Origin of the sequence: Streptomyces decoyicus (assembly GCF_019880305.1) — a bacterium.
Taxonomy (GTDB): domain Bacteria; phylum Actinomycetota; class Actinomycetes; order Streptomycetales; family Streptomycetaceae; genus Streptomyces; species Streptomyces decoyicus.
Map to the genome: position 1 here is coordinate 51,095 of NZ_CP082301.1, position 22,223 is coordinate 73,317.

General features: G+C 68.3%; 11 protein-coding genes and 2 pseudogenes. 4 read left to right on the forward strand and 9 right to left on the reverse strand.

Translation table 11 applies throughout. From position 1 onward, the window contains the following. Nucleotides 1–28: 28 nt before the first annotated feature. Together K7C20_RS00235 and K7C20_RS00240 are read left to right on the forward strand one after the other, a co-directional pair. A pseudogene (locus K7C20_RS00235) lies at nucleotides 29–665 on the forward strand (IS5 family transposase); the annotation flags it as partial. A gap of 1,001 nt (nucleotides 666–1,666) precedes the next feature. Beyond that, nucleotides 1,667–2,224, forward strand: a complete 558-nt coding sequence (locus tag K7C20_RS00240; protein ID WP_053209395.1) for a hemerythrin domain-containing protein — start codon at nucleotides 1,667–1,669, stop codon at nucleotides 2,222–2,224. A 585-nt stretch (nucleotides 2,225–2,809) separates the two neighbouring features. On the opposite strand, the gene K7C20_RS00245 is transcribed toward K7C20_RS00240, so the two are convergent. The 4 genes from K7C20_RS00245 to K7C20_RS00260 form a co-directional block, all read right to left on the reverse strand. Further along, a complete protein-coding gene (locus K7C20_RS00245; RefSeq protein ID WP_245171269.1) occupies nucleotides 2,810–3,418 on the reverse strand; it encodes a hypothetical protein in 609 nt (202 codons plus the stop codon). A 521-nt stretch (nucleotides 3,419–3,939) separates the two neighbouring features. Continuing rightward, nucleotides 3,940–8,577 carry a peptidoglycan-binding domain-containing protein gene (locus tag K7C20_RS00250; RefSeq protein ID WP_053209394.1) on the reverse strand — a complete coding sequence of 1,546 codons (4,638 nt, stop codon included), beginning with the start codon at nucleotides 8,575–8,577 and terminating at the stop codon, nucleotides 3,940–3,942. Nucleotides 8,578–8,594: 17 nt separating this feature from the next. Further along, complete coding sequence (locus tag K7C20_RS00255) at nucleotides 8,595–11,465, reverse strand: hypothetical protein (protein ID WP_150127254.1); 2,871 nt, start codon at nucleotides 11,463–11,465, stop codon at nucleotides 8,595–8,597. Nucleotides 11,466–11,830: 365 nt separating this feature from the next. Continuing rightward, a complete protein-coding gene (locus K7C20_RS00260) occupies nucleotides 11,831–12,427 on the reverse strand; it encodes a hypothetical protein (protein WP_053209393.1) in 597 nt (198 codons plus the stop codon). 213 nt (nucleotides 12,428–12,640) lie between these two features. Between K7C20_RS00260 and K7C20_RS00265 the strand changes: the two genes are divergently transcribed. Then, nucleotides 12,641–13,906 carry a hypothetical protein gene (locus tag K7C20_RS00265; RefSeq protein ID WP_053209392.1) on the forward strand — a complete coding sequence of 422 codons (1,266 nt, stop codon included), beginning with the start codon at nucleotides 12,641–12,643 and terminating at the stop codon, nucleotides 13,904–13,906. 66 nt (nucleotides 13,907–13,972) lie between these two features. On the opposite strand, the gene K7C20_RS00270 is transcribed toward K7C20_RS00265, so the two are convergent. The 3 genes and pseudogenes from K7C20_RS00270 to K7C20_RS00280 form a co-directional block, all read right to left on the reverse strand. Further along, nucleotides 13,973–14,218 carry a lamin tail domain-containing protein gene (locus K7C20_RS00270; RefSeq protein WP_053209391.1) on the reverse strand — a complete coding sequence of 82 codons (246 nt, stop codon included), beginning with the start codon at nucleotides 14,216–14,218 and terminating at the stop codon, nucleotides 13,973–13,975. A gap of 213 nt (nucleotides 14,219–14,431) precedes the next feature. Beyond that, complete coding sequence (locus K7C20_RS00275) at nucleotides 14,432–17,728, reverse strand: patatin-like protein (RefSeq protein ID WP_053209390.1); 3,297 nt, start codon at nucleotides 17,726–17,728, stop codon at nucleotides 14,432–14,434. A gap of 206 nt (nucleotides 17,729–17,934) precedes the next feature. Then, a pseudogene (locus K7C20_RS00280) lies at nucleotides 17,935–18,135 on the reverse strand (DUF642 domain-containing protein); the annotation flags it as partial. Between the two features lie 404 nt (nucleotides 18,136–18,539). Between K7C20_RS00280 and K7C20_RS00285 the strand changes: the two are divergent. After that, the gene (locus K7C20_RS00285; RefSeq protein ID WP_245171266.1) at nucleotides 18,540–19,760 is read left to right on the forward strand and encodes a hypothetical protein; all 1,221 of its coding nucleotides are present in this window, start codon (nucleotides 18,540–18,542) and stop codon (nucleotides 19,758–19,760) included. On the opposite strand, the gene K7C20_RS00290 is transcribed toward K7C20_RS00285, so the two are convergent. Together K7C20_RS00290 and K7C20_RS00295 are read right to left on the reverse strand one after the other, a co-directional pair. Beyond that, a complete protein-coding gene (locus K7C20_RS00290) occupies nucleotides 19,744–21,561 on the reverse strand; it encodes an asparagine synthase-related protein (RefSeq protein ID WP_030075410.1) in 1,818 nt (605 codons plus the stop codon). The genes K7C20_RS00285 and K7C20_RS00290 overlap by 17 nt on opposite strands. A 1-nt stretch (nucleotide 21,562) precedes the next feature. Beyond that, the gene (locus K7C20_RS00295; RefSeq protein WP_030075411.1) at nucleotides 21,563–22,186 is read right to left on the reverse strand and encodes a lasso peptide biosynthesis B2 protein; all 624 of its coding nucleotides are present in this window, start codon (nucleotides 22,184–22,186) and stop codon (nucleotides 21,563–21,565) included. Nucleotides 22,187–22,223: the final 37 nt, after the last annotated feature.

Genomic DNA, 22,223 nt, shown 5'->3' on the forward strand with positions numbered 1-22,223 from the left:
TGCCCGAGCTGAGGTCGTTCCGGCGAGTGTGGGGCGGGGCGATCTGGCGGATCAAGAGTGGGCTCGGCTGGAGCCGCACTTGCCGAAGAGCGTGGGACGAGGCGGACGTTGGAAGAGCCAACGCAGGGTGCTCAACGGCATTCTCTTCCGGCAGCGGACCGGTGTCCCGAACCGTGATCTTCCATCACGGTTCGGGAAGTGGAAGACCGTGCACGACAGGCACCGCAGGTGGTCAGCGGACGGCACGTGGGAGAGGGTCCTGCGGGCCGTCCAGGCCTATGCCGATGCGGAAGGCCGGATTGACTGGAGTGTTGTCAGCGTGTACTCGACCTCCTGTCGAGCCCCTCAGCACGCCGCGGGCGCCCGTATCGACGCGCCGCGTATCCCTGACACGCAGTCGACCTGTTCAACATCGTTCAGATGAGGCCCTGGGACGTTCCCGTGGCGGGCGGACCTGCAAGATCCATCTGGCCGGTGAGGGCGGCGACCGTCCGCTCGCGTTCGTCATCACCCCCGTCCAGTGGGGCGGTGCCCCACAACTGATTCCGGTCCTCGAACGCATTCGTGCGCCACGTCCGGCCGGCGGACACCCACGGGCCCGCCCCGATCACCTGGGCGGCGACAAGCGTGCATCGTCGGCGACGGGGGGCCGCTGGTGCCAACGCGCCGTGCGGCTGGCCACCGAACGCCTCGAAGTGCAGCTCGCCTTCCCCGCCGCCCTGGACTGCTCGAAGCCGCTGCCGGCGGACGCCTGCAGGTCATCACCAGCGCCACCACGCAAGATCAGCGCCGCACCGCCTGAGCTCGTGTGGGCAAACTCAGGCCGCAGGCGTCTGCTGGAGGGCTGACGAGGGAGATGATGCGGCAACCGTCGCCGAGGAGCAGCTCCTCTCTCCCCGGTGCGCAAGCGATGGTTCAGGCCGGCCCCCGCTTCCTTGACCGGCCCCCGCTTCCTTGAGGGGTCGTGAAGCCCGGCCGGTAGTGCTGGTAGTCGTGCCGTGCATGCCGAGGACAAAGTGCGCCACTGCGACCGACGCGACGACATGAGGGCGGGCTCGAATCCGTCACCGATCCGAGCCGTCGCGTCTCCGCGGGGGACGGTGTACGCGCCCAATCAAACGATGCTGCGCCGGACGGGTTTCGACTGCTGTCGTAGCCGTACCTCACCTCATGCGGCAGGGGTGGCTCGCAGGTGAGGCCTCGCGACGGGAGCCGCTGGCGCTCACCCGAACCAACCGCGGCCTGTTGGCCGATCCGCTCGCTGAAGACCACCGGACGCTGCCGGGACCGGGGGCTGCGGACATCACGCATCCTGACGCGCTGATCTGTCCGATCCTGAGAGGCGATTGGGTTCCTCAGCAAGCGGTCACCTCGTCGCTGAGCCGACTCCGCCGCCAAGGCGTCCTCAGCCCTGTGCCCGCCGGGTGCCGTGGAACGGAAGCGGGCAAAAGGCCACCGGCCGGTGAGGGTAGGCCGGGACGATGGGCGCAGCACGCACCGCACCCGCCGTGATCGTCCCGCTTCCGGGCCGGGCGTGTGGGCACCACGCCCAACCTTTCAGCGGGTCGGGCAATTGGGCACACAGTGGTGTTAATACGGTCTCTGTCCGGGAACCCGTGATGCGACAGCCGGAGAAGCCGGCTGCCGGAGCGAGAGGCGGCGTGCCGTGGGGCATGGCGGCGATGTGATTGCGGAGCTGACCACCGACCACCGTGAGGTCGACGACCTCTTCGCGCAGTTCGATGACGCTCCTCCCGGCAGCGAGGCCCGCAAGCAGCTGATGGATGCGCTGACGATCGAGCTGGTCCGGCACTCCGTTGCCGAGGAGCAGTACCTCTACCCCGCGGTGCGCGAGCACCTGGAGGAGGGCGATGTGCTGGCGGACAAGGAGCTCGAAGACCACGCCCGCGTCGAGCGGCTGCTCAAAGACCTCCAACAACGCGACGCTGGTGATCTCGACTTTGACCGGCTGGTGGTGAAGCTGCGCACCGAGGTGACCGCACACGTCGATGACGAGGGGAACTACCTCTTCACCCAGCTCCGCAATGGTGTCCACCCGTATGTGCTGGAGGAGCTGGGCGACAAGATCCGCCAGGCGAAGAAGACCGCCCCCACCCGGCCTCACCCCGCTGCCCCCAGTACGCCGCCGGCCAACAAGCTGCTCGCGCCGGGGCTGGGGCTGGTGGACCGGGTCCGTGACTACGTCAGCGGGCGCGGCCAGTAGTCCGCCGCCTCACAGCCCTATGCACATACGAAAGGCGAAAAAAGCATGCCTGTGGCACGCGACATCATGACCCCCGGCGCGGAGTGCATCGGGGCAGAGGGCAGCGTCCTGGACGCAGCCCGCAAGCTCACCGATATGGGGGGCTTACACGCTGTGGAGCGCAGGTGAATCCGCGATCTGATAAGAAGCCATTGTTCAGCCGCGTGGTGACCGAAAAGGGTCCTGGTCGGGTGATCTTTCGGTGGGCGAGGCATGATGGCAGGGCCTCTTGGTAGCTCGGGGGTCCGACCCCATCCGAGCGGTTCCAGGAGGCCCTGTTGTCGCAGTTGTACGCGCCCGAGCCCGTTCGATTCAACTCGACCACCGTGCGGCAGAGGTGACAAGCGCCGGCCCGACCGAGACGCCCAGCACAAGTGCGCTGCCGAGAGCCGTGGCCGCGCGAGTGCGCGGCCGAGGTCGCCGGTCCCGCGGGTGCTCAGCGGATCTTGGGTGAGCCGTGCAGGCGCCAGGTCTCGGCGCCCTCGCCGTCGCTGTCGATGTCGTACTTGATGTAGGCGTCAGCGGACCATCGGCCGGCTGTGCGTACTAAGGAATTGGTGTCCGTGAAGCCGCGCTTGTGGCCCGTTTAGCTGCGTCCGCCACGGCTTTCATGGCCTTGTCGTAGCGTCGCAGGACGGTGATGGCAGCCATGGAGATCAGACTCGGGCCGCACAGAAGAGACGCGAGCCACCAAGCGTCCTGGGCGACGTATACGCCAGCTGCGAGCATGGCGACGCTCAGGACCGCTCCGACAATCAAACTCGTCGTCCGGAACTGAAGCTGCTGCCTCTCCCGCGCGGCCCGAACCCTCTGTTCGTCCGCCTTCTCCTGCATACTCAGCTGTTGCACGCGGGCCTCGTGATCCCGAATCAGCTGCGGCTCAATCGCGTCCAGGGCAATCTTGAGTTGTTCCGGCCCACCGAGTACCTGCCCCCACTTCATGGCGATTTCCAAGCCGGCAAGGATTGCTGGTTGCTCGCTTTGCGGCATGGGTACTGCGCTACGGTTCTCCGCATTCACTGCATATTTGGTGGCGGGCAACGGTTCACGCTGACACCCCTGCGAGATGCGCACCCTGGCATCGGCCGACCAATCGTCCTGGATGGGCGGCTGATACGAAATGACGGGTGAGCGGGCCAGAGCAGTCAGCACCATCGAGGTAACCGACCGACACGACGATCGGGACTGCCGAGCAGGGCGGCTGCTGGTGTTCCTGGGGCTGCGATCGGCGAGGGTACGGCGTTCGACCCGCGACGACCTCGCGGTTGCCGCGTCCCGCGGAGCCACGTAGGCCGAGTAAGGCCCTGCCTCGCCCGCCACAGACGGCTGATCAGCAGCTCGATCCCACTCTTGACCCCGGAAACGGACAGCCACCTCAACCTGACCGCATGCGGCGGGAGTTGAGTCGGACGCGGTGCCCATGTGGAGAAGCTCCTGGTAGCCGGGTGATCGTCGAGATCAGCTGTCCAGCCAGGAGCCTCCGCGTGTTTGTCTCCCCATCGGGGATAGATCCGTCCACCTCGACCCTGCGCTCCCTCACCCGCGAGCCGGCTGCACGGCATCGTGCACAGGGCACGCGGTGGAGCCGACTGCCCACAGGACGCCGCCAGGCGCTGCTGGTACTGGCGACGCGGCGGCGATGCGCTTCCGGGTCGCCTTAGCCGTGTCACCGCAGGTCAACGGTGAGGGAACCCGCCGAACCCGCCACCGAACCCACCGCCGTGATCACCCGGCCCATGGGGGCCGTCATGGCCGTCACGGCCGTCATGGCCGTCACGGCCGTCATGGCCGTCATGGCCGTCATGGCCGTCATGGCCGTCGTCCGGGCCACCCGGCCTTCGCGAGAAGGTGACGGTGTCGCAGTAGATCACCGGCCCGGGTGTGGTGGGCGGGGTAGGGCCGTCGGAGCGGATGCCCTCGCTTTCCAGGATCATCAGGCGCAACGGCCCTCTGCGTCGTCCGGGCGGTATCGGGATCTGGCCTGTGTAGAAGGGCGTTCGGGAGGACTCCGCGTCGATGGAGGTGAGTTGGATGGTGGTGTCTTCGAGGGTCACCCAGCCGAGGTCATCATCGTCGACCAAGCTGTTCCGGCGTTGCAGCGTGGCGGTGATGCGCGGCGGCAGAGAGCCTGTGGGGTCCCAGGAAGGGCCGGTGAGGCTGACCGACAGCGGATCGCCAGGCGTGACCCTCAGTTCGCGGTCGGGCAGGGTGCGCACCAGGTCGGTGAGGACGGCCGTGGAGGAGATCTCGGCTCCGGGGATGGAATCCGGCTGGTAGCGGACCAGGGCGAGCCGGACGAAGGGCAGGCATGCATCGCCGGTGTCCAGATCCAGGTCGCAGAACCAGCGGCCGGCCGTGTCCTTGTCCGCATCGGACTTCGGAGTGCCCGCTTCGAACTGCGGGGTGAAGCCGACGACCGTGACCGGGAGGGGGCCCGACGGTGTGGAGAGGGAGAGCTTGCCGGACTGCCGCTCCGCGTTGGTGAACATCTCCGGGGTGGGGGCGAAGACCGGCGCGGAACGGTGGATGGGGTCGCGGCCCATCAGGGTGACCCAGGCGTCCCGTACGGACTTCGGATCGCCCCCCGGCGGTTCGCCGAGAACGACACCGAGCAGTTCGCCGTCTCCGGACGAGAACCAGGGACGGTCCAGGTACACCCGGATTCCGCGACCGCGCCGTTGGTGGACGATGGGACCGGGCGGCCCGCCGACGTGCTCCAGGGTGAGCGTGGGCACGCAGTACAGCAGCCGTGGCGCCATGGGGGGCTTGCTGCTCGGCACCGAGTACTCCTGCGCCTTCCCCTCTACGGTCAGCAGGTTCCGGCCGGGTGTGGCGAACTTCGGTGGGAAGTAGTCGGCGAACTTGCTGCCGGCCACCGGGTGGTAGCGCACCGTCCGGTGCTTGGTGTCGCCGAATTCATGCTTCGCGGGGGTGGGCGGGTGAGGGTGGGGCTTGTCGTCCTGATTGCCCTGGGGGTCGGCGGGGTGCGCCGCCGCAGCCGCGGCGTCCGCTTTCCCCTTGTCCTCGGCCGCCTGGGTATTGAAGGTCAGGACGCCGTTTTGGAGGAGGGCGGGTTCGGCGCCCGGGACGCCGTTCTGCCCCGCCGCCCACGCCGTCAGCAGAGCGAACACCGGGGCGGCCATCTCGCGAGTGTTGCGGCCCGCGAGGCCGGCGTCCGTCACCTCGGTCCACTCGGCGATCAGGTCGATCCGGTCCGTAGTGCCCTCGTCCAGCGCGACGGAGCCGATTAGGTGCTCGGCCGTCGCTCCAGAGGCACGGGGGACCGTTGGCGGCGGCAGGGCCAACACCGGTGATTTCATTGGCTGTTGCACCGCATGGACGAGTGTCAGTTCCTGCCAGGGGGTGAACATCCAGTGCCGACTGGCTGCGGCCAGCGCCAGCGTGTCGTCGGTGCGTCGCGCCTCTGCCGCTCTTCGCGTCGCCGCGTCCCCCGCCGTCTCCGACGCCAGCCTCGGTACCGAGTCCTGCTGCTCCCTACACCACCCGGCCACGCCCATGACTTTCTCGTCGAAGTCGATCCTGGAGCACACCCGGACGGTCGCCACGACACCCTTCGGCAGCGATACGGTCAGCACCCGGGACGCCTCGTCGAAGCGCGGCGGGGCAGTGCCTTCGGCCAGCCGCAGCCGCAGGGACCGGGGACGGTGCCAGACCTCGCCGTCCCAGGAAACCGGGAAGGGCTCCCCGTCGGGCATGCCCGGCAGATCCAGGAAGACCGCGCCCGTGGACAGCGGATCGGGAAGGTAGGGCAGCTCGACCTGCACGCCGGTGTGCAGAACGGTGTTCACGGGGTTGTTGGGGTCCGCCGCCGAAGACTTGATCGGCTCCACTTGAACCTCCGGCTGAGACGGGGAGGTGTCGCTCAACGAGCCGCTCTCCCGGGTGGCCAGATCGTAGACCGCGTCCTGCATGGTCCGGTCCGTGGATCCGATGGCCTCGTCCAGCAGTCCGTGCCACTCGACGCACCGCAGCGACGCCTTCGGTGCCACCACATGACGTTCGTCGGTCCCCCGGTACGGTCCGTGCCCTTCCGCGGTGACCAGGGACGACCGGTTGAATTCCGCGGCGTACTGCTCGGCTGTCCGGCCGCCTCCGGTGCCGGTTCCCGCGCCCGCGCCGCAGTCGACGGCGAAGCCGCTCTTGAGGCCAAGGCTGGTGAGGGATTTGCAGCCGGGATCACCGTCGGCACCGCTGCCCGTGAAGCCCTGGGCGCGCTGCTCTTCGGCGTACGCGGCCTTGGTCTCGTTGCCGAAGATTCCGTCCGCGCCGTGGGGGAGCAAGTGTGCGTGTCCGTGGTCCATCAGGGCCTGCTGGACGATGCGGACGTCTTCGTTGCGCTTGCCGAATGTGACGTTGACCAGGGCCACGGTCCGCACGGTCCCGGCCGGGGGCGGGCCGGCCCCCGGGCTGCTCCGGATCACCATCCGGAAGGCCGAGGAACCTTCCTCGAAGGCGAATCTGGGCACTGTGGCCGGGGCAAGGACGGGCTCGAACCTCTGGAAGGGCTGCAGTCCGGCCCCGCCGGGGAGCATCAGGGCCGCTGCGTCGTTCGGCGCGGCGGCGGATTCCGCCTGCAGGACGGCGTCGGCCTCCTCCCTGGTAAGACCGTTGCCCGCCAGGTCGACAGTACGCAGCCGTAGGCGGTAGTGGTGGCCGAACCGCAGCCTGGGCAGCGAGCCGGGCCGTGTCTTGACCATGATCTCCAGCGGCAGTTGCGTCTGTGCCGCGTTGTTGAGCGGCTTCGGGAGGTTGGGAGGACGGTGATCCTTGACGGACCCCTCGTCGATGTCCAGTACCAGGCCCGGGCGGGGCGCGGACAACGACCACCCGTCCCAGGTGACCAACTGCTCGGGCACGTAGAGGTGGTCGGGGTTTTTGGCGTCGCTCGGCGGTGAGGCCAGATGGGCCTGGAAGAAACCTTCGTCCGAGGCCGTGAGCAGGACCGGCCCGTCGCGTGGCTGCCGGTACTCCACGACGCGCTCGTGCAGTGAGAACCATCTCTGTCGTTCGTCGTCCCAGATGTCCATCCGGTGGCCGCGGATCAGGTCCTCGGCGATCAGTTCAGGGGCGGCCTCGGGCTCCTGCGCTTCGTGTGGGGCGACTGCCCCCGGAGGCTGCGGGCCCGGCTCCGCCCCCTGCCCGTTCCTCTGCTGCTCGATCACGCGGGCGAAGGCGCCGTCATGCTCGACCGCCCGCGTGAACTCGTCCGTAAGACTGTCCAGGCGCTCGCTCCTGACCAGCGAGATCCCATGGGTACGCACCGGGGAGAGTCCCGTGGCGTCCTTGGGGGGCGAGATCATCTTGCGCGCGGCGCCGTCGATGTCGGCCTGCTCGACGGCGAAATTCTTTGTCACCGCCACGAGGCCGCGGGACGGCGGCGGCAGCGGCTCCTCGTCCGTGAGGGCCCTGCCCGCGGGCACGAAGGCATGACGGTCCGGAAGGAAGACGTAACGAGTGCGAGGGGCAACATCGTGCGAACGGTCCCCCAGTGCCGGCGCCCAGTGGGGGGTGACGCTCAGGATCCGTTGGCCCGAGGAGACGGGAAGCAGGTCGGCCGGCAGGACGAAGTCCAGGACGAGGCCGAGGGCCCGGAGCAACTTGGGATGGTCGCCGAGCGAGGTGAGCATCTGGTGGAAGTCGGGATTTTGCTTGGGCGGTCGCGGCCGCCGGATCGGTTCTCCGTTGGCGAGCGTTGGGGCGGGGGTCATGTCGAGCGCGTGGAAGCCCTTCAGCCCGGCCAACTGCGGAGGCATGGGGGGCTCGCCGTCCGCGGCGGCGTCGCCGGTCGCTGTGGCCACGTCCCTGGTGCCCGTTGCGGTGTCACTCGCTGAGCGCAGCAGCGCCCTTGTGGAGGGCGGTGTCTCGGGCGACATCTTGGCCGCTTCCACATACCTTTCCTTGGTGAACGTGCCGACTTCGTTCGCCGAGTAGGTGTGGAATGTGTCCGGGTCGGTGTGGCTTTCGAAGACGTAGGGGTCCAGCGGCGTCTCCCTGCCGAAGAGGCTGTTCCACAGATCGGTGCCGGGGGGTGGGCCCAGAGGCTTCAGACCGCTGATGAAGGGCGTCGAGGATGCGGAAGTACGGTCCCCGGTACCGAAATCGAAGGTGGCCGCTTTGACCTTCTCCGGCCAGGAAAGGAAATCGGGGAAGTTCGGTCCCAGCGTAGTGCGCTTCGTCGTCCTGTCGGATGTCACCAGTCGCGGGGCGATGAACACCGACACCCTGAGCTGCGTACCGTCCTTCGAAAGACCGGCGGGGAGAACGGTCCAGTTGATGTGCTGTTCGAAGTCCATTCTTGTCTCCCCGCGGCTCACGCGGCGAATGCCGCGCAGTACTCACGCCAGTCATGTTCTTTCGAGATGCACTGGGCGAAGGTCGGGTCGCCCGGCGCGCCGGAGAAGCTCCGCTCCAGTTCGAGCTTGACGGACTTGCTGAAGAAGGCGATCCGCACGCTGACCGTGAGGGTGCCCCGTCCGCGGACCACTGACTGGCCGTCGTGCTTTTCGTAGCTGAGTTCCAGATAGAACTCGACGGAGACCGTGACGATGCCCAGGACGGTGAGGAAGCCGTTGCACCGCAGATATCCGCCCAGGGTGATGTCGCCGTCCGCGAACAGGAAGTGGATGCCGGCCATGACCGACACGCCGCCGCTCGCGACCCCCAGGTCCAGTGCTGCGCTGCCGCCGAACTCAAGGGCGCCCTCGACCGCCTTCACACCGCTGGTGTCGACCAGCATCGAGAAGTAGCCGCCGCCCCCGAACAGCGAGACCGTGACGTTGAAGGGGTGCTTCTGCTCGGAGACCGAGAAGCGGAAGGAAACCGGCTTGTTGTCGAAGGGGATCGCCACCTCCGCAGACAGGGCGAGGTTCGACAGCATGAAAACGCCGAGCGGAATGGCCGGAAGCGCGAGTTTGTAACCGACACGAATACCGCTGGGCTGGATGTCCAGGAACGCGCCGGAACCGAAGACGTCGGCGGGCAAGGCGGTGCGCAGGCTGTTCAGGAACTCCAGCTCATTGCTGAACTTGAGCTCCACGCCGGAGGCCGTCACATCGGGTTTCTTTCCCGGGCCGGTGCTGAACTTCAATTCCTCGAACTCCACTCGGGCCATACCGAAGAAGTTCATCGCGAAGTGGCTCAGTTTGCCGTCCACGGTGGCCTTGTCGACGGCATCCTTGGAACGGACGGTGCGGGCGTCCAGGATCAGTGAGGCCTTGGACACATCGATAAGGGCGTTCGGGTCCGGCTTGTTGTCGGGCGTCTTGGGCGGATCCAACGGAGGCTTCCACACATACCGCAGTTCCTTGCCCTGGCCGTCGGCCAGGTCGCGGATGCGCAGCACGGGCGCCGGCAGTTGGCCTTTCGCGTCGTTGAGTATGGCCGCGATCTGGTCGTCGCCGAGCTGACGCAATGTGTCGAAGTTGTCCTTGACCAGGCTCTTCAGATACTTGCCAAGGTCGATGCCGAGCAGCTGGGCCCCGCCGAAGGCATTCCTGATGGTGTCGATGTCATTCGCCCCGACGACCGCCCCACTGGCGTCCGTGGCGAAAACGTCCGGGACAACGCCTGCCCGACTGGTGATCGTCTTCACCGCGGAATCAGGGCTGGAAAGTCCACCGGCCTGCTCGGCCCCGAAGGTGAGGCTGAGCGGCTTTTGCAGATCCAGGTACGCGCCCGCCGGGTGTCCCTCCATGGTCTGCCGCAGATATGTATCGTTGAACACGACCTTGAGATCACCGCCGTTGGGGGTGAATTGCTCAACGGCGGGGACACGTACCGCCGCCTCGTGCACACAGGGCTGGCCCACCACAGGGATGCCGCCCTTCGGGCCGAGCCCGAAGGTCAGGGTGCCCACTGCGTGGCTGGTGCTGCCGGGGGCCCCGGCAGGCGGCTGCGCCATGGCCATCACTTGGCCGTTCATCGGGCGTTGCAGGCGATCGCCCAGCTGTGGTTCTTTGTTCTTGTCGTACAGCTCCGTCAAACGCCCCTGTTCATTGGGCGTTCCGTCCGCCACGAACACCAGCGGCATGGTGAAACTGACCTTTCGGCCCTCGCTGTCCGTGCCGATCAGGGTGAACTCGAAGTCCTTGAGGGAGTCACGGAGAACCACCCAGAAGGCATCGGGCTTTGTAGTGGGCGGTCGAATCAGTGGGGTGACGCGATCGGTGATACGCAGCGTACGGAAGGGCATTTCGCGTCCCGCATGCGGAAAGCCGGTGCTCGCCCCGTACTCGACCTCCGGCTGCTTGACGACGATGTACTCCTCCTGCTGCAGGTAGGCGACGATCCCGTCGTTCGGCCGAGCAACGAACACGCGCCGGGTCTCCGTCACGTCCAGGGCTTCATGACCGGTGCACAAGCGGCCGTGATTGACGACGCGGACGTACTGGTCACGCCCCAGGCCCGTGATGTGGTCATAGGCCACCAGGCTCGGGGCACGCCGGCCGACCAACGTGTAGCGGTCAATGGCCGGCTGCGACAGCGGCTCCCAGGCGCCGTGCAAGTGGGCCGAGGCCCCTAGGGGCGTGACGAGGAACTGCTCCGCGTGCAGGGGCGCGCTGTGGACTTCGAGGGGCCCACCTGGCCCTCCGGGCAACTCAACCCGGCTGGTGAGGGTGACGAGGTCTTCCAGGGTGGCGCCGGCAACTGGGGCACCCCCTGGCAGAGCACCCCGGCCCGTGGCCGTCGCGAAGGCCCGCAGCTGAACGTCGCCGTCCCGTTCACCGTGCAACCGGGCGTGCCACAACGCGACGCGGCCGTCGAGCTGTTGGGGTCCTGTGCCCCCCACCCAGTCCACGGGGGCGTCGTAGGTGATCAGCAGCCGGGTGGGGAACTCGATGACACTTCTGGGGAGGCCCTGGAAGACCGACGATCCCGGCGTGTCCGGGCTCTGCGGGCCGACCGGCACCGTCATCGGCACCAGACGCGCCCAGTCGAGCAGCGCGTCCAGCGACAGGTCCAAGCCGTCGATGCTCTCCGGCACTGCGAAAGCCAGACGGGCCGAGTCGGCGGTGACTGCCTTTATGGGAGCAGTGACGGCGTTCAGATTCAGGGGGACCTCTTCCACTACGTGCTGCGCCGGCAGCCCGGCCAGGACGAACGCGGGCTGGGCCCGGTCCCGTCGCACCAGGCGGCGGCCGTCGAAGCGCAGGTTGACCAGCGCGATGTCGACGACGAGCATGTCCGCGGGCCGCACCACCCGGAACGGCCCCTCCGCGACGTCCACCTCGTGCGGCGGCGGGGGTTCCGGGGGTCGGTCGGGGCCGGGGCCATGGTGCGGCGGACCGGGATGCGGGCCGTGCGGCGGCCTACCAGGGCCTCCGCCCCCGAACCCTCCACCGCCGGCGCGGCCGCCGCGGTCACCGCCGTGGTCATCGTGCTGCCCCTCACCCTCACCGGGATGGTTGCGCAGCTCTTCCCCGAGCCTCAGAGAGACAGAACGGCGGGTACGGAATGACATGAACAACGCCTCACCCGAGCTCATATGAATGAAGAGTCGTGCCGACGGTGCGGTGCGGGGAAGGCACCTTCACCTCTCTTCCATGCTCACTCCGGTGGCGTACGCCCGCCACTGGGGAGCGGAACGGCAGCGGCCGACGCCGCGGTGCCTCGCCCCGGTCGCCGGCACCCCTCCTCGACAACCAGGCCGGACAGCTCCGTCGCCGCATCGGCCGGAGCGGCCGGGTACGCGTCCCCGGTCAGCGACGAGGTCCCGCCCGGGACCTCGTCCGCCTCCAGGATGGAGTGCGGCATACCGACGTCGAACGGGGACAACACGTCGTCAGCCGCGCCCGTGACGGCCGCGATCAGACTCTGGGACGACGACGAAGGGGACTGCGCCGGGTTGTCGGGCGGGCCGCCCCCGTGGTCCAGGAACCACTGCTTGGAGTCATCGAGCATCACCGAAACGAAGTCCGAGGGGCTGGGTGGTGTAGTCCCTCCAGGCGTCGTTGAGGCCGGAGGCCAGGTCCTGGAGGTCCTCTGGGCGACGGCCGTCGCGTCGGCGTTCTGCTGCACGGCATCGGCATGGGTGCCCGCCGCGTCGTCGTCACCGACGTCCACCGCGCCGTCGTCACGCTCCAGCGAGGTCACCAGTGCCGTCATCTTGTCCATCAGGACCGTCTGCTGGGCCGCGAACCGCACGCCGCGTGCGCTGCGGACCCCCGGCGGCGTCCGAGCCCGACTGCGACCTGATCCAACCCCGGTGACAGCCCGTTGAGTTGCCGGCGACCGCAATCGGCGACCGGGTGCGGGCCGGCAGCCGGGGGGCTAGCGTGGGAAGGGAGCCGCCGTGCCGCTCGTGTTCCGGACGACGTCCCGGCCCCTCCTGCCCCTTTCTCTCTCAGGCGGATCGCTATGTCCTCCACCGTTCGCATCGCCGGCGCGCTGCCCACGCCGGACGCCGACCCGAGTCTGAGCGTCGTCTTCGCCGGCGGCTGGTCGGTGGGTTACGACTGGGCGGCAGACCACGTGGTCACCGCGGGTGCGCCGGTGCAGCCGCTCTTCCCCTCACCGTTCGACCGTGACCTGGACGGCGCGCTGCTCGGCCAACAAAGCTTCAGTGACTTCGAGTACATCTTCCAGGGGGGCAACTACCAACGGATCAAGCTGGTCGGGCTGCAGCCGGACGGCGACTCCGCCTCGACGGCGGAAAACTGGTTCCTGCCGCCCGACTGGACCGCGCTGGACGCCGTCTTCCCGGGCGGTGGGGTGAAGAACGGCTTCGCCTACTTCTTCCACGGCCCGGACTACATGCGCTTCGACTGGCCGGCCAACGCCGCCTCGACCGGCTACCCGAAGCCAATCGGCCCGAACTGGCACACCAGCGGCGACTTCACCCGCGACCTGGACGGCGAGATCACCGGCCTGCGGGGCTTCCGCACCAAGGCGTACCTGTTCCGGACCATCACCACCATGGTGAACAGGGACGGCCGACGGGTCTCGAGCGGTGGCTTCGTCGTGAATGCTCCGGTCTACTGCCGTTACGACTTCAACGGGGAGGTCGTCGACAACACCGTTACCGATCCGGCCGACGTCGTCGGCCAGTGGAACGGCCTCTTCCCGCTGCTGGATGCCGGACCCGCCATCGAGCTCGGCCTGGCCTGGATCGGCGCGGCCGAAACGGCGGCCGCCGCAACGCCGCTCGCCCCCGCCACCCTGACGGCGTTCGGGCATCACTTCATGACCGGGTCCCCGGACGCGACCGTGGTCAACACGGTCCGCGACCGGCTCCGGCAGATCCGCGAGCGGCTCACCGAGCTTCCCGACCGGTTCAAGTGGACCGCGGGCCTGGGGTTTGCGGCCGCGACCAACCCGGGCGTACTGACCCAAATCGGCGACGAGTTCTCGACCTTGCACGGGCCCAACGGACGGGCGGCGGCGCTGATCCACGAGGCGAGCCACTTCCTCTTCGACGCCGGCGTCGACGTGCCGGAGTGGTCGGGCGAGGTGGTCGCCGGTGTGCCGCAGGGCCTGGCCGTGATCAACGGTGTCACCATGCCTCGATACAGCACCATCCCGACCTCCGACGCCCTGGTGAACCCGAGTTCGTACGCCGCGTTCGCGCAGGAGACCGCGCTGGGCGAGGACACCCGGTTCGGTGCCGCCCGACCCCAGCTCTGAACACAGCGCTCATGCGGCCCTCATCGAGCACCTACTGCCTCATGCGCGCTCCGCCCCCCGGCATGTTCAACGCACCGGACGAGACGGTCTACTGGCGTCCCCAGCTTTCGGCGTCGACGACGCCGGGTGTTCGTTGCGCAGGGTGGCGGTGTCGCCGGCGTTGTCCCAGACGTAGGCGCGGCGGTCCTGGCAGACGTCGCGGCGGTTGTCGTGGCCGATGCCGGTGTAGACACGGATCTGACTGTGGCCGTTGAGGCGGACGTTGCCGAAGCGGTAGCCGTGGCCGGACTTGTCGGACAGGGGCCAGCCCAAGGAGTTACCGCCGGTGCGCCTTTCATGGGCAGCCGGGATCCCGTCTCGAACGACGAGCTGGATGCACTGGCGGCGCACGCGGGCAGCGGCGGAAATCCGGTGGTGCGTCCGGCCGGAGCCTGCGCGACAAGTGGATGGCACCGCCCCTGTTACTGCCGTCCGACAATGACTGCACGTGCAGCCGCCTTCTGCGCCGGAATGCCGGGGACTTCGTCATCGTTCCTTCCGCCATCGCCAGACGATCTTCGCCAGTTTGCCGATCGCACCGCTGATCAGCACGCTCAGCACGATCAGCCCGGCGAAGGCGATGAGGGGATGCCATGCAGACTCCTGCAGCCAGGGGAGCACATTCCTCCCGACCCAGCCGACGTCGGCGTTCGGCTCAGCGCCGCAGCAAGAGGGCTCCTCGGCCTTCTTCCCGAACAGCCATGACCTTTTGACTGTCGCCCCGATCACGATCAGAGCGGCCAGTATCAACGTCAGGAAGGCGGGTAGCAGCCGTCTGCTCAGGCCCCAGGCGGCCAGAGCGAAAAGCAGGAATCCGATGGCCAGGAGTACCACCGCAGTGAGCCCCAGGAGGGCGCCGGCCCCGTTCATGGCCCAGATGGCCAAGGCCGTAAAGGCCAGGCCGAGGACCGTCAGCACCCGGGGCGAGCCGCTGGTGAGGCCGGCCGCCCGGTAGGCCACCATGGTGACGGTGCGGGCGGACGAGAAAAAGGGTTTGACCGACCTCGGTGGCTCCTTGAATCCGGTGAAGGCGCCGGTCGCCGTGGCCAGGGCCTTGGTGACCGTGCGCGTGAAGAGCGGCTGGCCCAGCTCCTTGGCGAGTGTTTCGTCCGGGACCGGGCAGGTGGCGAGTGCCGCGGCCACCGCCTGCGCGTTCACGGGCTCTACTGCCGCACCGGGCTCGCGCGCGGAATCGATCAGCTTCCGCTGCTGCCGACTCCAGTTGCGGCTCACGGCGGCCGAGGTGGCTGCCTGGGCCGCCGCCAAAGCCATGTCCAGGCTCCCGGCCTCATCGAGCACCTTTCTGGCCCATGGGTCGTGCCGGGTGGCGGGCGTGCTGAGCATCTGCTGTGCGACGACCGGCAGTTCGTTCGCGGCGATCCACTCCTGCCAGCGCAGTGCCACCCATAGGGACGTCAACGGGAGGCTGGCCGGCACGGGCTGGGCGGGGTCGTCGAGATACTTCAGCTCATCCCGGACCTTGTCGGCGGTGAGCAGGATCTCGGGCTCGCCCGAGCTCTGCACCGGCCAGCCCGCCGGCTCCATGCCGTCGAGCACCTTCAGGCGCAGTTCCTCGTAGAACCAGCGGCTCCGTTCCATTCGCAGGGCGGGCGACTGTTCGGCGAGCTGAAGGACACGCCGAGGGTCGAGCAGCATGTGGACGAGCCAGCCGGCGCCGTCCAGTCGGCCCCAGGTCCAGTCGTTCGCCCGCCACGAAGGCTTGTAGAAGGCTCCGAAGTGATGCAGCTGCATTCCGTTGAGCTTGGCGGCCGCGGTGACACGATTCGGGGCGAGAATGCTGCGGGTGTCCGCGCTCACCTGGATGAGCTCGACAGACTGCTCCACCTCCACACCGACGGGCAGCACGGAACGCGTGGCGACGTGCAAGTCCAACAGGTAGGTCGGAACGGCTCCAAGGTCTTCGCCAAGGAATTGCAGGTAACATCTGAGCTCCTGCGAGGCGCGCCGCTGTCGCTCCGCTGCCGTCTTCCGGCCGAACGGACTCTCCGTGGCCCGCGGCGCACCGTCGTCGCCGCCGATGAGCAAGCGCAGATCGCCCACGATCGCGGCCAGCTTTCCCCAGCCGTCCTGGAGAGATCCCTCGGAGGGATTGGCAGGTGCCCTCAGCTGTGCTTCGTACTTTTGGGCAACGGTTTTGGCCACCTCGGGGAGAGCGGGCCAGCCGGCCCCCTCAAGGGCCCTGAGCGTCTCGTCGACGAGAGCGTCGGTGTCCGGCCGCGCCTCGGTGACGAAGGCTTCGTGTGTCCGGCGGGTCAGTGCCGACAGTTGGGCCCAGGCGTCCGTCCTGCTGATGTACGCCGCTTGCAGCATCGCCAGGACCGTGGCCTTGGCACCGTCGAATGCGGGTCGGCCGAACTTCGCCAGCCGGGCACTGTCTCCCGGGCGGGGATAGATCCACTCCGCGGAGACCGCCTCCGCCGCCGCGTCCCGGCAGTCCTGCTCCGCGCTGAGCCCCGGTTCGAGCGCCTTGAGCCAGGTCTTCGGCATCCGTTCCTTCGGCATTGTCGTCACGGCCCGCATGAGTGAGGCGATGACAGGCCGGACGAGCCAGACGGCCTCGCGTGCGCGGTAATCGGTCAGCATCTCCTTGGTGAGCAGGCGGCCGATGGAGCGGCACCGCACGCCGATCTCCGCCATGCGCAGCCGGGTGTCACGGATCGAATCGACCCGCTCGTTGTGGCGGCGCAGGGCTGTCAGGTCCGCCTGAATACTCTGGTCGAGAACGCTGCCGAGGTCCTTGAGCAGCGCGTCGCCCAAGGTCCAGGGGGCGTCGAAGGATTCCTTCTCCCGAGGCGCTTCGCGCGGGTCGGGTGTTTCGCCGGGGGACGGGACGACGTACAGGAGCACCCGTCTGACCTGGCGTTCGGCCGGGCGGTCGAAGATGGACTGCAGCAGCGGGCCGATCGGGCGGTTCGCGAGCAGGCCGCCGTCGGCCACCCAGTGATCACGAGTGATGTTGGCGAACTTCCCCATCGCGGGGTGCCTGGGGACTTTGGCGCCGGAAGCGGGAATCTCCTTCTCGTATGGAACGAACGCGGGCTCGAAGGCGCCGGGATAGGAGGCACTGCAGCGCGCCGCGAGGGCCACCAGGTCGTTGCGGTCGGGGCCCGTGAGCTGCTCTTCGTCGAATACGAACAGACCTCGCCGGTCCACGTCCTGGACCAGGGTCCCCAGGCTGTCGGTGAACCGGCTCGTCTCCCCCGTGAGCAGGGTGGTGGTGATGAAGACCTTGGTCTTCCGTGCGGTTCCGTCGAGAAGGGCCGGCGATCTGAAGTGCCGATCCGCCGCCTTCAGCTGCCCGATCCCCTCCAGCAGATCCTTGAACAGCACGCCGTCGCCCTGCAGCAGCGAGGGCGGCTTGGACTCCTTCGGGTCCCGCAGCAGGGTCTCGAAGGAGCCGGATGCCAGCCAGAAGTCGCGCAGGTCGCCCAGATCGAGCGAGTTCGCCCGTGCCAGCCCGAGCAGCGCCCCGTTGATTCCTCCCGCGCTCGTTCCGGACAGCATGTCGATGCTGACCGTGACGTCGAGCAGATTGAGGAGGCGGACATAGAGGTCTCTCACCCTGCCGTCGCATCGCGTCGACACCCCAAGCTCGGGTTCGAACGGATGGTCGGCCGCCGGGTACCGCCGCCAGGCCGCCTGCTGGAGAAGATTCAGCTCGCGGGCGACACCCCCCATCCAGATCGCGAGGCTCACACCTCCCGTCATCGCGGTGGCGATACGGATCTCCTGCGTGTCCGCACCAACCTGCTTCACATCCATGCCCTCGCTCCTCCAGCTCGGACCGCTCGTGTCCAGCCCGGCCAGAGTCGCTCAGCGTGCCGCTCCCGGCACGCCACCGCACGGTATTCGGCCTAGTGAGCTGGTCCGGAGAGCCTGTCGCAGTAGCGGCAGATGCGGTCGGTGATCTGGTCTGGGGTCTTGGTCCCTCTGAAGGGCCGGGCCTGGTCCTTCAGGTCTTGATTCAGGAAGTTCTGTCCGTCGATGAGAACCTCACCTGTCTTCACGCCCTGAGTGCCCGCCGGGTTGCCGGCCAGCGCGTAGGAGACCGTGTACGTCTTGCCCGCTGTCGTCGTGAAGGTCTGCGACGCCTTGCCTGGGCCCTGGCCGTTGAGGTCGACGGACTGCGCCCCGTCAGCCGCCTGCCAAAAGCCGCTGCCGATCAGGTCTCTACACCTCTGCCGTCTGTCGCAGCGGCAGGTGAACGGCGCTCAGAAGGTCACCGCCGACCCGCAGCTCGGCAAGGCCGGGGCCACCGGCAACGCCAACTGGGCCCCACCTGTCCAAGGGCCGCGGCTGGACCTATGGCGACGTCGCGAAGCCCACCTGGCGAACCACCGGCTCGCACGTCCGGGGGCATTCGGATGGCGACCCGACGGATCGCCACGGACGATGGTGCTCGAACCCTCGGCGCGGCGGCAGATCTCCTGAGTCCGCGCTGCACACGTGTAGCGCACGACCGGCGGCCTCAGGAGGTGATCACGTGCGGACTCCCCCAAGGCCGCGCCCCCGCTCGCAGCCGAAAACGCGACGGCCCTCGCTGCGAACCTGGCAGTCGCGGGTGGCCCTGACAGTGATCGTGCTGGTCCTCCTTATGACCACGGTGCTGCTGGCTCGGTTCGGCCTCGATGACTTCGCCCATGATCTGACCTTCGCCGGTCGCCTCACCGGTGCCGTCCTTCTCGTGGTCTCGTTCACCACGCTCGTGGGCGCCGCCGCGGTCCTGGACCACTGGATCCGGCAGAGCTACGCCTACTCCGGCCTGGTCGCGCTGATCGGCACGTTCGCGGCCTTTCTGACCAACGCCATGCTCCTGGTGCAGACACTCAAGAACGGCGATTCCGTGGCCTACCCGGCGCTGTTCGGCGCGCTCACGGCGGGCTCGGCAGGCGCTGTCTTCGCGGTGTGGCGGACGTCGGTCGTGATCCCCGCTCCGAAGCGGGTGGCCGCCGCGCTGATCGTCTCCTCGGTCATCGCGATCGCCAATTTCGGCTACCAGAACCTCTATCAGCCGTACCAGCGACAAACCAGGCCTCTCATCACATTGTCCATGGGAAAGCCGGTGCTGAGCAAGGACCGCACGGCATTCGCCGTACCGGTCGACATCACCCTCCATAACCACGGCGACGTGGGTTTCTACGTGCTCGGCACCGAGGTCCACGCCATGGGGAAACAGGTGCCGCTGAGCCCGAAGGACCGGCTCCGCCAGCAGTGGCGAGGCGATGCCGAGCAGTGGCTCAACTCCTCGGAAGTGAACCCGCTCTCCCGCCGGGAGATGCACCAGCCCGGCGAGTTGGTCGAGGCGAAACCGTGGATGCCCGATGGACAATGGGTTGAGTCGAACGACACCTTCGCCACGCGAGTGGTGGTGCAACTGCCCATGGACACGCCGTACGACCAGGTGGCGTTCTATGCCACCGCGAGCCTCGCGCGCAAGGACCGGCTCGTGCTGCAGCCACCGATCAACTTCGTGGCGTACTCCTGGGGTAGGGAAAAAGTCCCCGGATGGGTGAAGGAGCAACAGAAGAGCGGTCTTGACTCTCTCATCTACCGTGCCAGGGTGCACGAGAACAATGCGCTCGACGAACGCACGAGGGACCCGCGTTTCGTCACTGTCTACTGGAAGTTCGGCACGCACGGCGCGAGCGTGCAGACATCCATTGCGCGAAAAGGCGAGGAAAGCCGCATCCCCTCCCCGGCGGACGTACGCGAGCTGGTGAGCCGGTACGGCCTCGTCGACCTCTACACCGGCCCGGTCGAGCGGACCCTGTGGGACATCAAGAGCCAGCGGTGACGGGCACCGCCGCGCCGGGCACGCCGGAACGCCGGCCCAGGCGCTCCAGCCAGGCCACCAGGGCGAGCGAGCTGTTCACGCGATCCCAGGAGTACGAGTCCCCCAGGCCGAGCTGGGCCTCCCGCACGGCCCTGCACAGCATCTCGACGTCGAACATCTCCGCGATCAGCGGATGTCGGGCGGAGCGGCACAGGGCGATGAGTTCGTCGCCGTGTATCCGCAGGCCGCGGGCATAGAGATCGTTGAAGGGCACCTTGACCGCCCTGCCGCGGATCGGGGCAGGGAGGAGATCCGCCATGGCCTCACGGAGCACGGCCTTCGGACGGCCCGGCCGGAACGTGGCTGCGGCAGGAAGCCGGCTCATCGTCGCGACGACCTCCGGGTCGAGGAAGGGGTGCGAGAGGAAGAACCCGTCCCGTCGTGCGCGCCGCCACGACAGCAGGTCGGGAGCGGCGACGTAGTTGGCGGCGTCGTAGAGCGCCTGTTCCGGCTTGCGGCCGAACACGAACCGGCTCTCCGCGATGCCCGCATCCCGATAGCCGTGAGCGCGCGCGAATCCGGATCGCAGCCATCGGGGGCGGTTGAAGGTGCCGAGGCCGCCGAGCACCGTTCCGCCGCCGCGGAGCGCGGCGATCCGTTCGGCTGCCAGCGGAAAGGCCGGCTGCACCACGTAGGCGCGGACGATGTCCCGCAAGCCCCGCTCGCTTCCCGCGGCCCAGGCACGTGCCTGCTCGGTCATCTGCCGGAGCTGACCCGTGCGGGCCAGCCTGTGCAGGTGGTACGGGTTGGCGTCCACGACCGGATCGGCCCCGCAGCCGGTCAGGAGCGTGTCACAGCCCAGTTCGGCGGCCGCGGCGTGAAGTCTGGCCCAGAAGGGGGCGCGGAAGGCATGCGCATAGGGCTCGTCGGCGTCTCCCGCGTGGTGCTGGAAGTCGTCGAAGTCGGCTACGTCGTCGGCATCGACGATCACGGGACGGGCCGCGGGTGTGTGACGGCGGATCGCCTCCATCGCGACGTCGAGGTACGGCCGCTCCGCGACCAGCTCCCCGCGGGAGAAACGCCCGGCGAGCAGGACCAGGTCCCCGGCGCCGTCCCGTTCCGCGGCCAGCAGGCGTGCGGCGAGCAGCGCGACACTGGTGGAGTCGGTGCCGCCCGAGACATGGCATGCCGTCGTCGTGCCCATGCGGCGTCCGACCGCGGTCTCCAGCGCGCGGCGCAACTCCTGCGCGGCCTCATCGAGGCAGGAGCCGTCCGCGGTCGGCTCGGACGGGTCGGTGGCCCGACGGGTCCGTCGCAGCGTACGACTGCGCATCTGCCCGGTGAGGGACAGCTCGACCACCTCGCCGCCGAGGACGCGGTGCACCCCGGCGAAAGGGGTGAGGTCCGAGTGCGGTTGTGCCATGTTCCCGGTGAGGTAACGGCAGAAGTAGCGGGGTTCCAGCTCTGTGACGCTCCCCAGGCAGCGGACCGAGGTGCTCACGGCGCTCACGCGGCCCCCGGACTCCCGGAAGAACAGCGGGATGCGTGCCTGCTCGTCGCGCGACAGAAGAATGCGGTCGCCGTACACCAGAACAGCTGCGTAGTCGCCGGCCGGCACGGGCAGGGCGGCCCCCTGCCTGCCGGAGTCGTCGAGGAGGGCCCGCACGCCCGCCGCCCGGTCACGGGCCGAGCCGACCCAGCCGACGACGGCCGCGGTCCCGGCCCGCGAAGAGACCGTCGTCACGAGTCCCTGACGCGCCATGGCCTCGCTGGGCCGGAGCCTCGGTGCGCCCCCGGCCCAATCGAGGCGGAGCGCTTCCATGTCAGAGTCCTCCGCTGTCGATCGAGAGGACTGGTGTGAAGGCGTGTCCTCGCGGATCGGCGTCGGGGATGCACAGGCCGCCCGAGACGGTCCACGCGTGCAGGGCGAACGGGTGTTCACGCACGCCGACATGGAGTACGGCTTTCAGGCCACACCGCCGCAGCAGGACGAAGGCCGTCACCGCCTCGGACTTGCAGTCGCCGTTGACGAACCAGCTTCTGCTGCTGTGTGACTGCACTACTCGTTTCAGCCGTCCGAGCTCCTCCGCGGAGGGGAGGTCCGCACGGGCGTAACCCGGGGCGGCCAAGGACAGCAGCCGGAGGACGCGCCCGAATCCAAGGGTCCGGATCAGCAGGTGCACTCCACCCAGCCAGAGCCCGACGCCGACGTCCGGGTATTTTTTCCGGCGGCCCGTCGCGCACCCGGCACGCATGAGACCGATGACAAGTTCGGCGCGTTCCTCAGGGCTTCCGGAGGCGAATTTCCGGACTTCCGTCATCGCCAACCCGAGAAAACGCGTCCGCTTCCAGTCCGCGATCAGCACTCCGTCGGACATCCGGGTGACACGGCAATGCGGTGACAGGATCCTTGCCATGGCTTCCAGGGCATCGATATCCTCTGCCACCGCATATCCTCCAGGATTCCACCGTGAACGGTGTCAG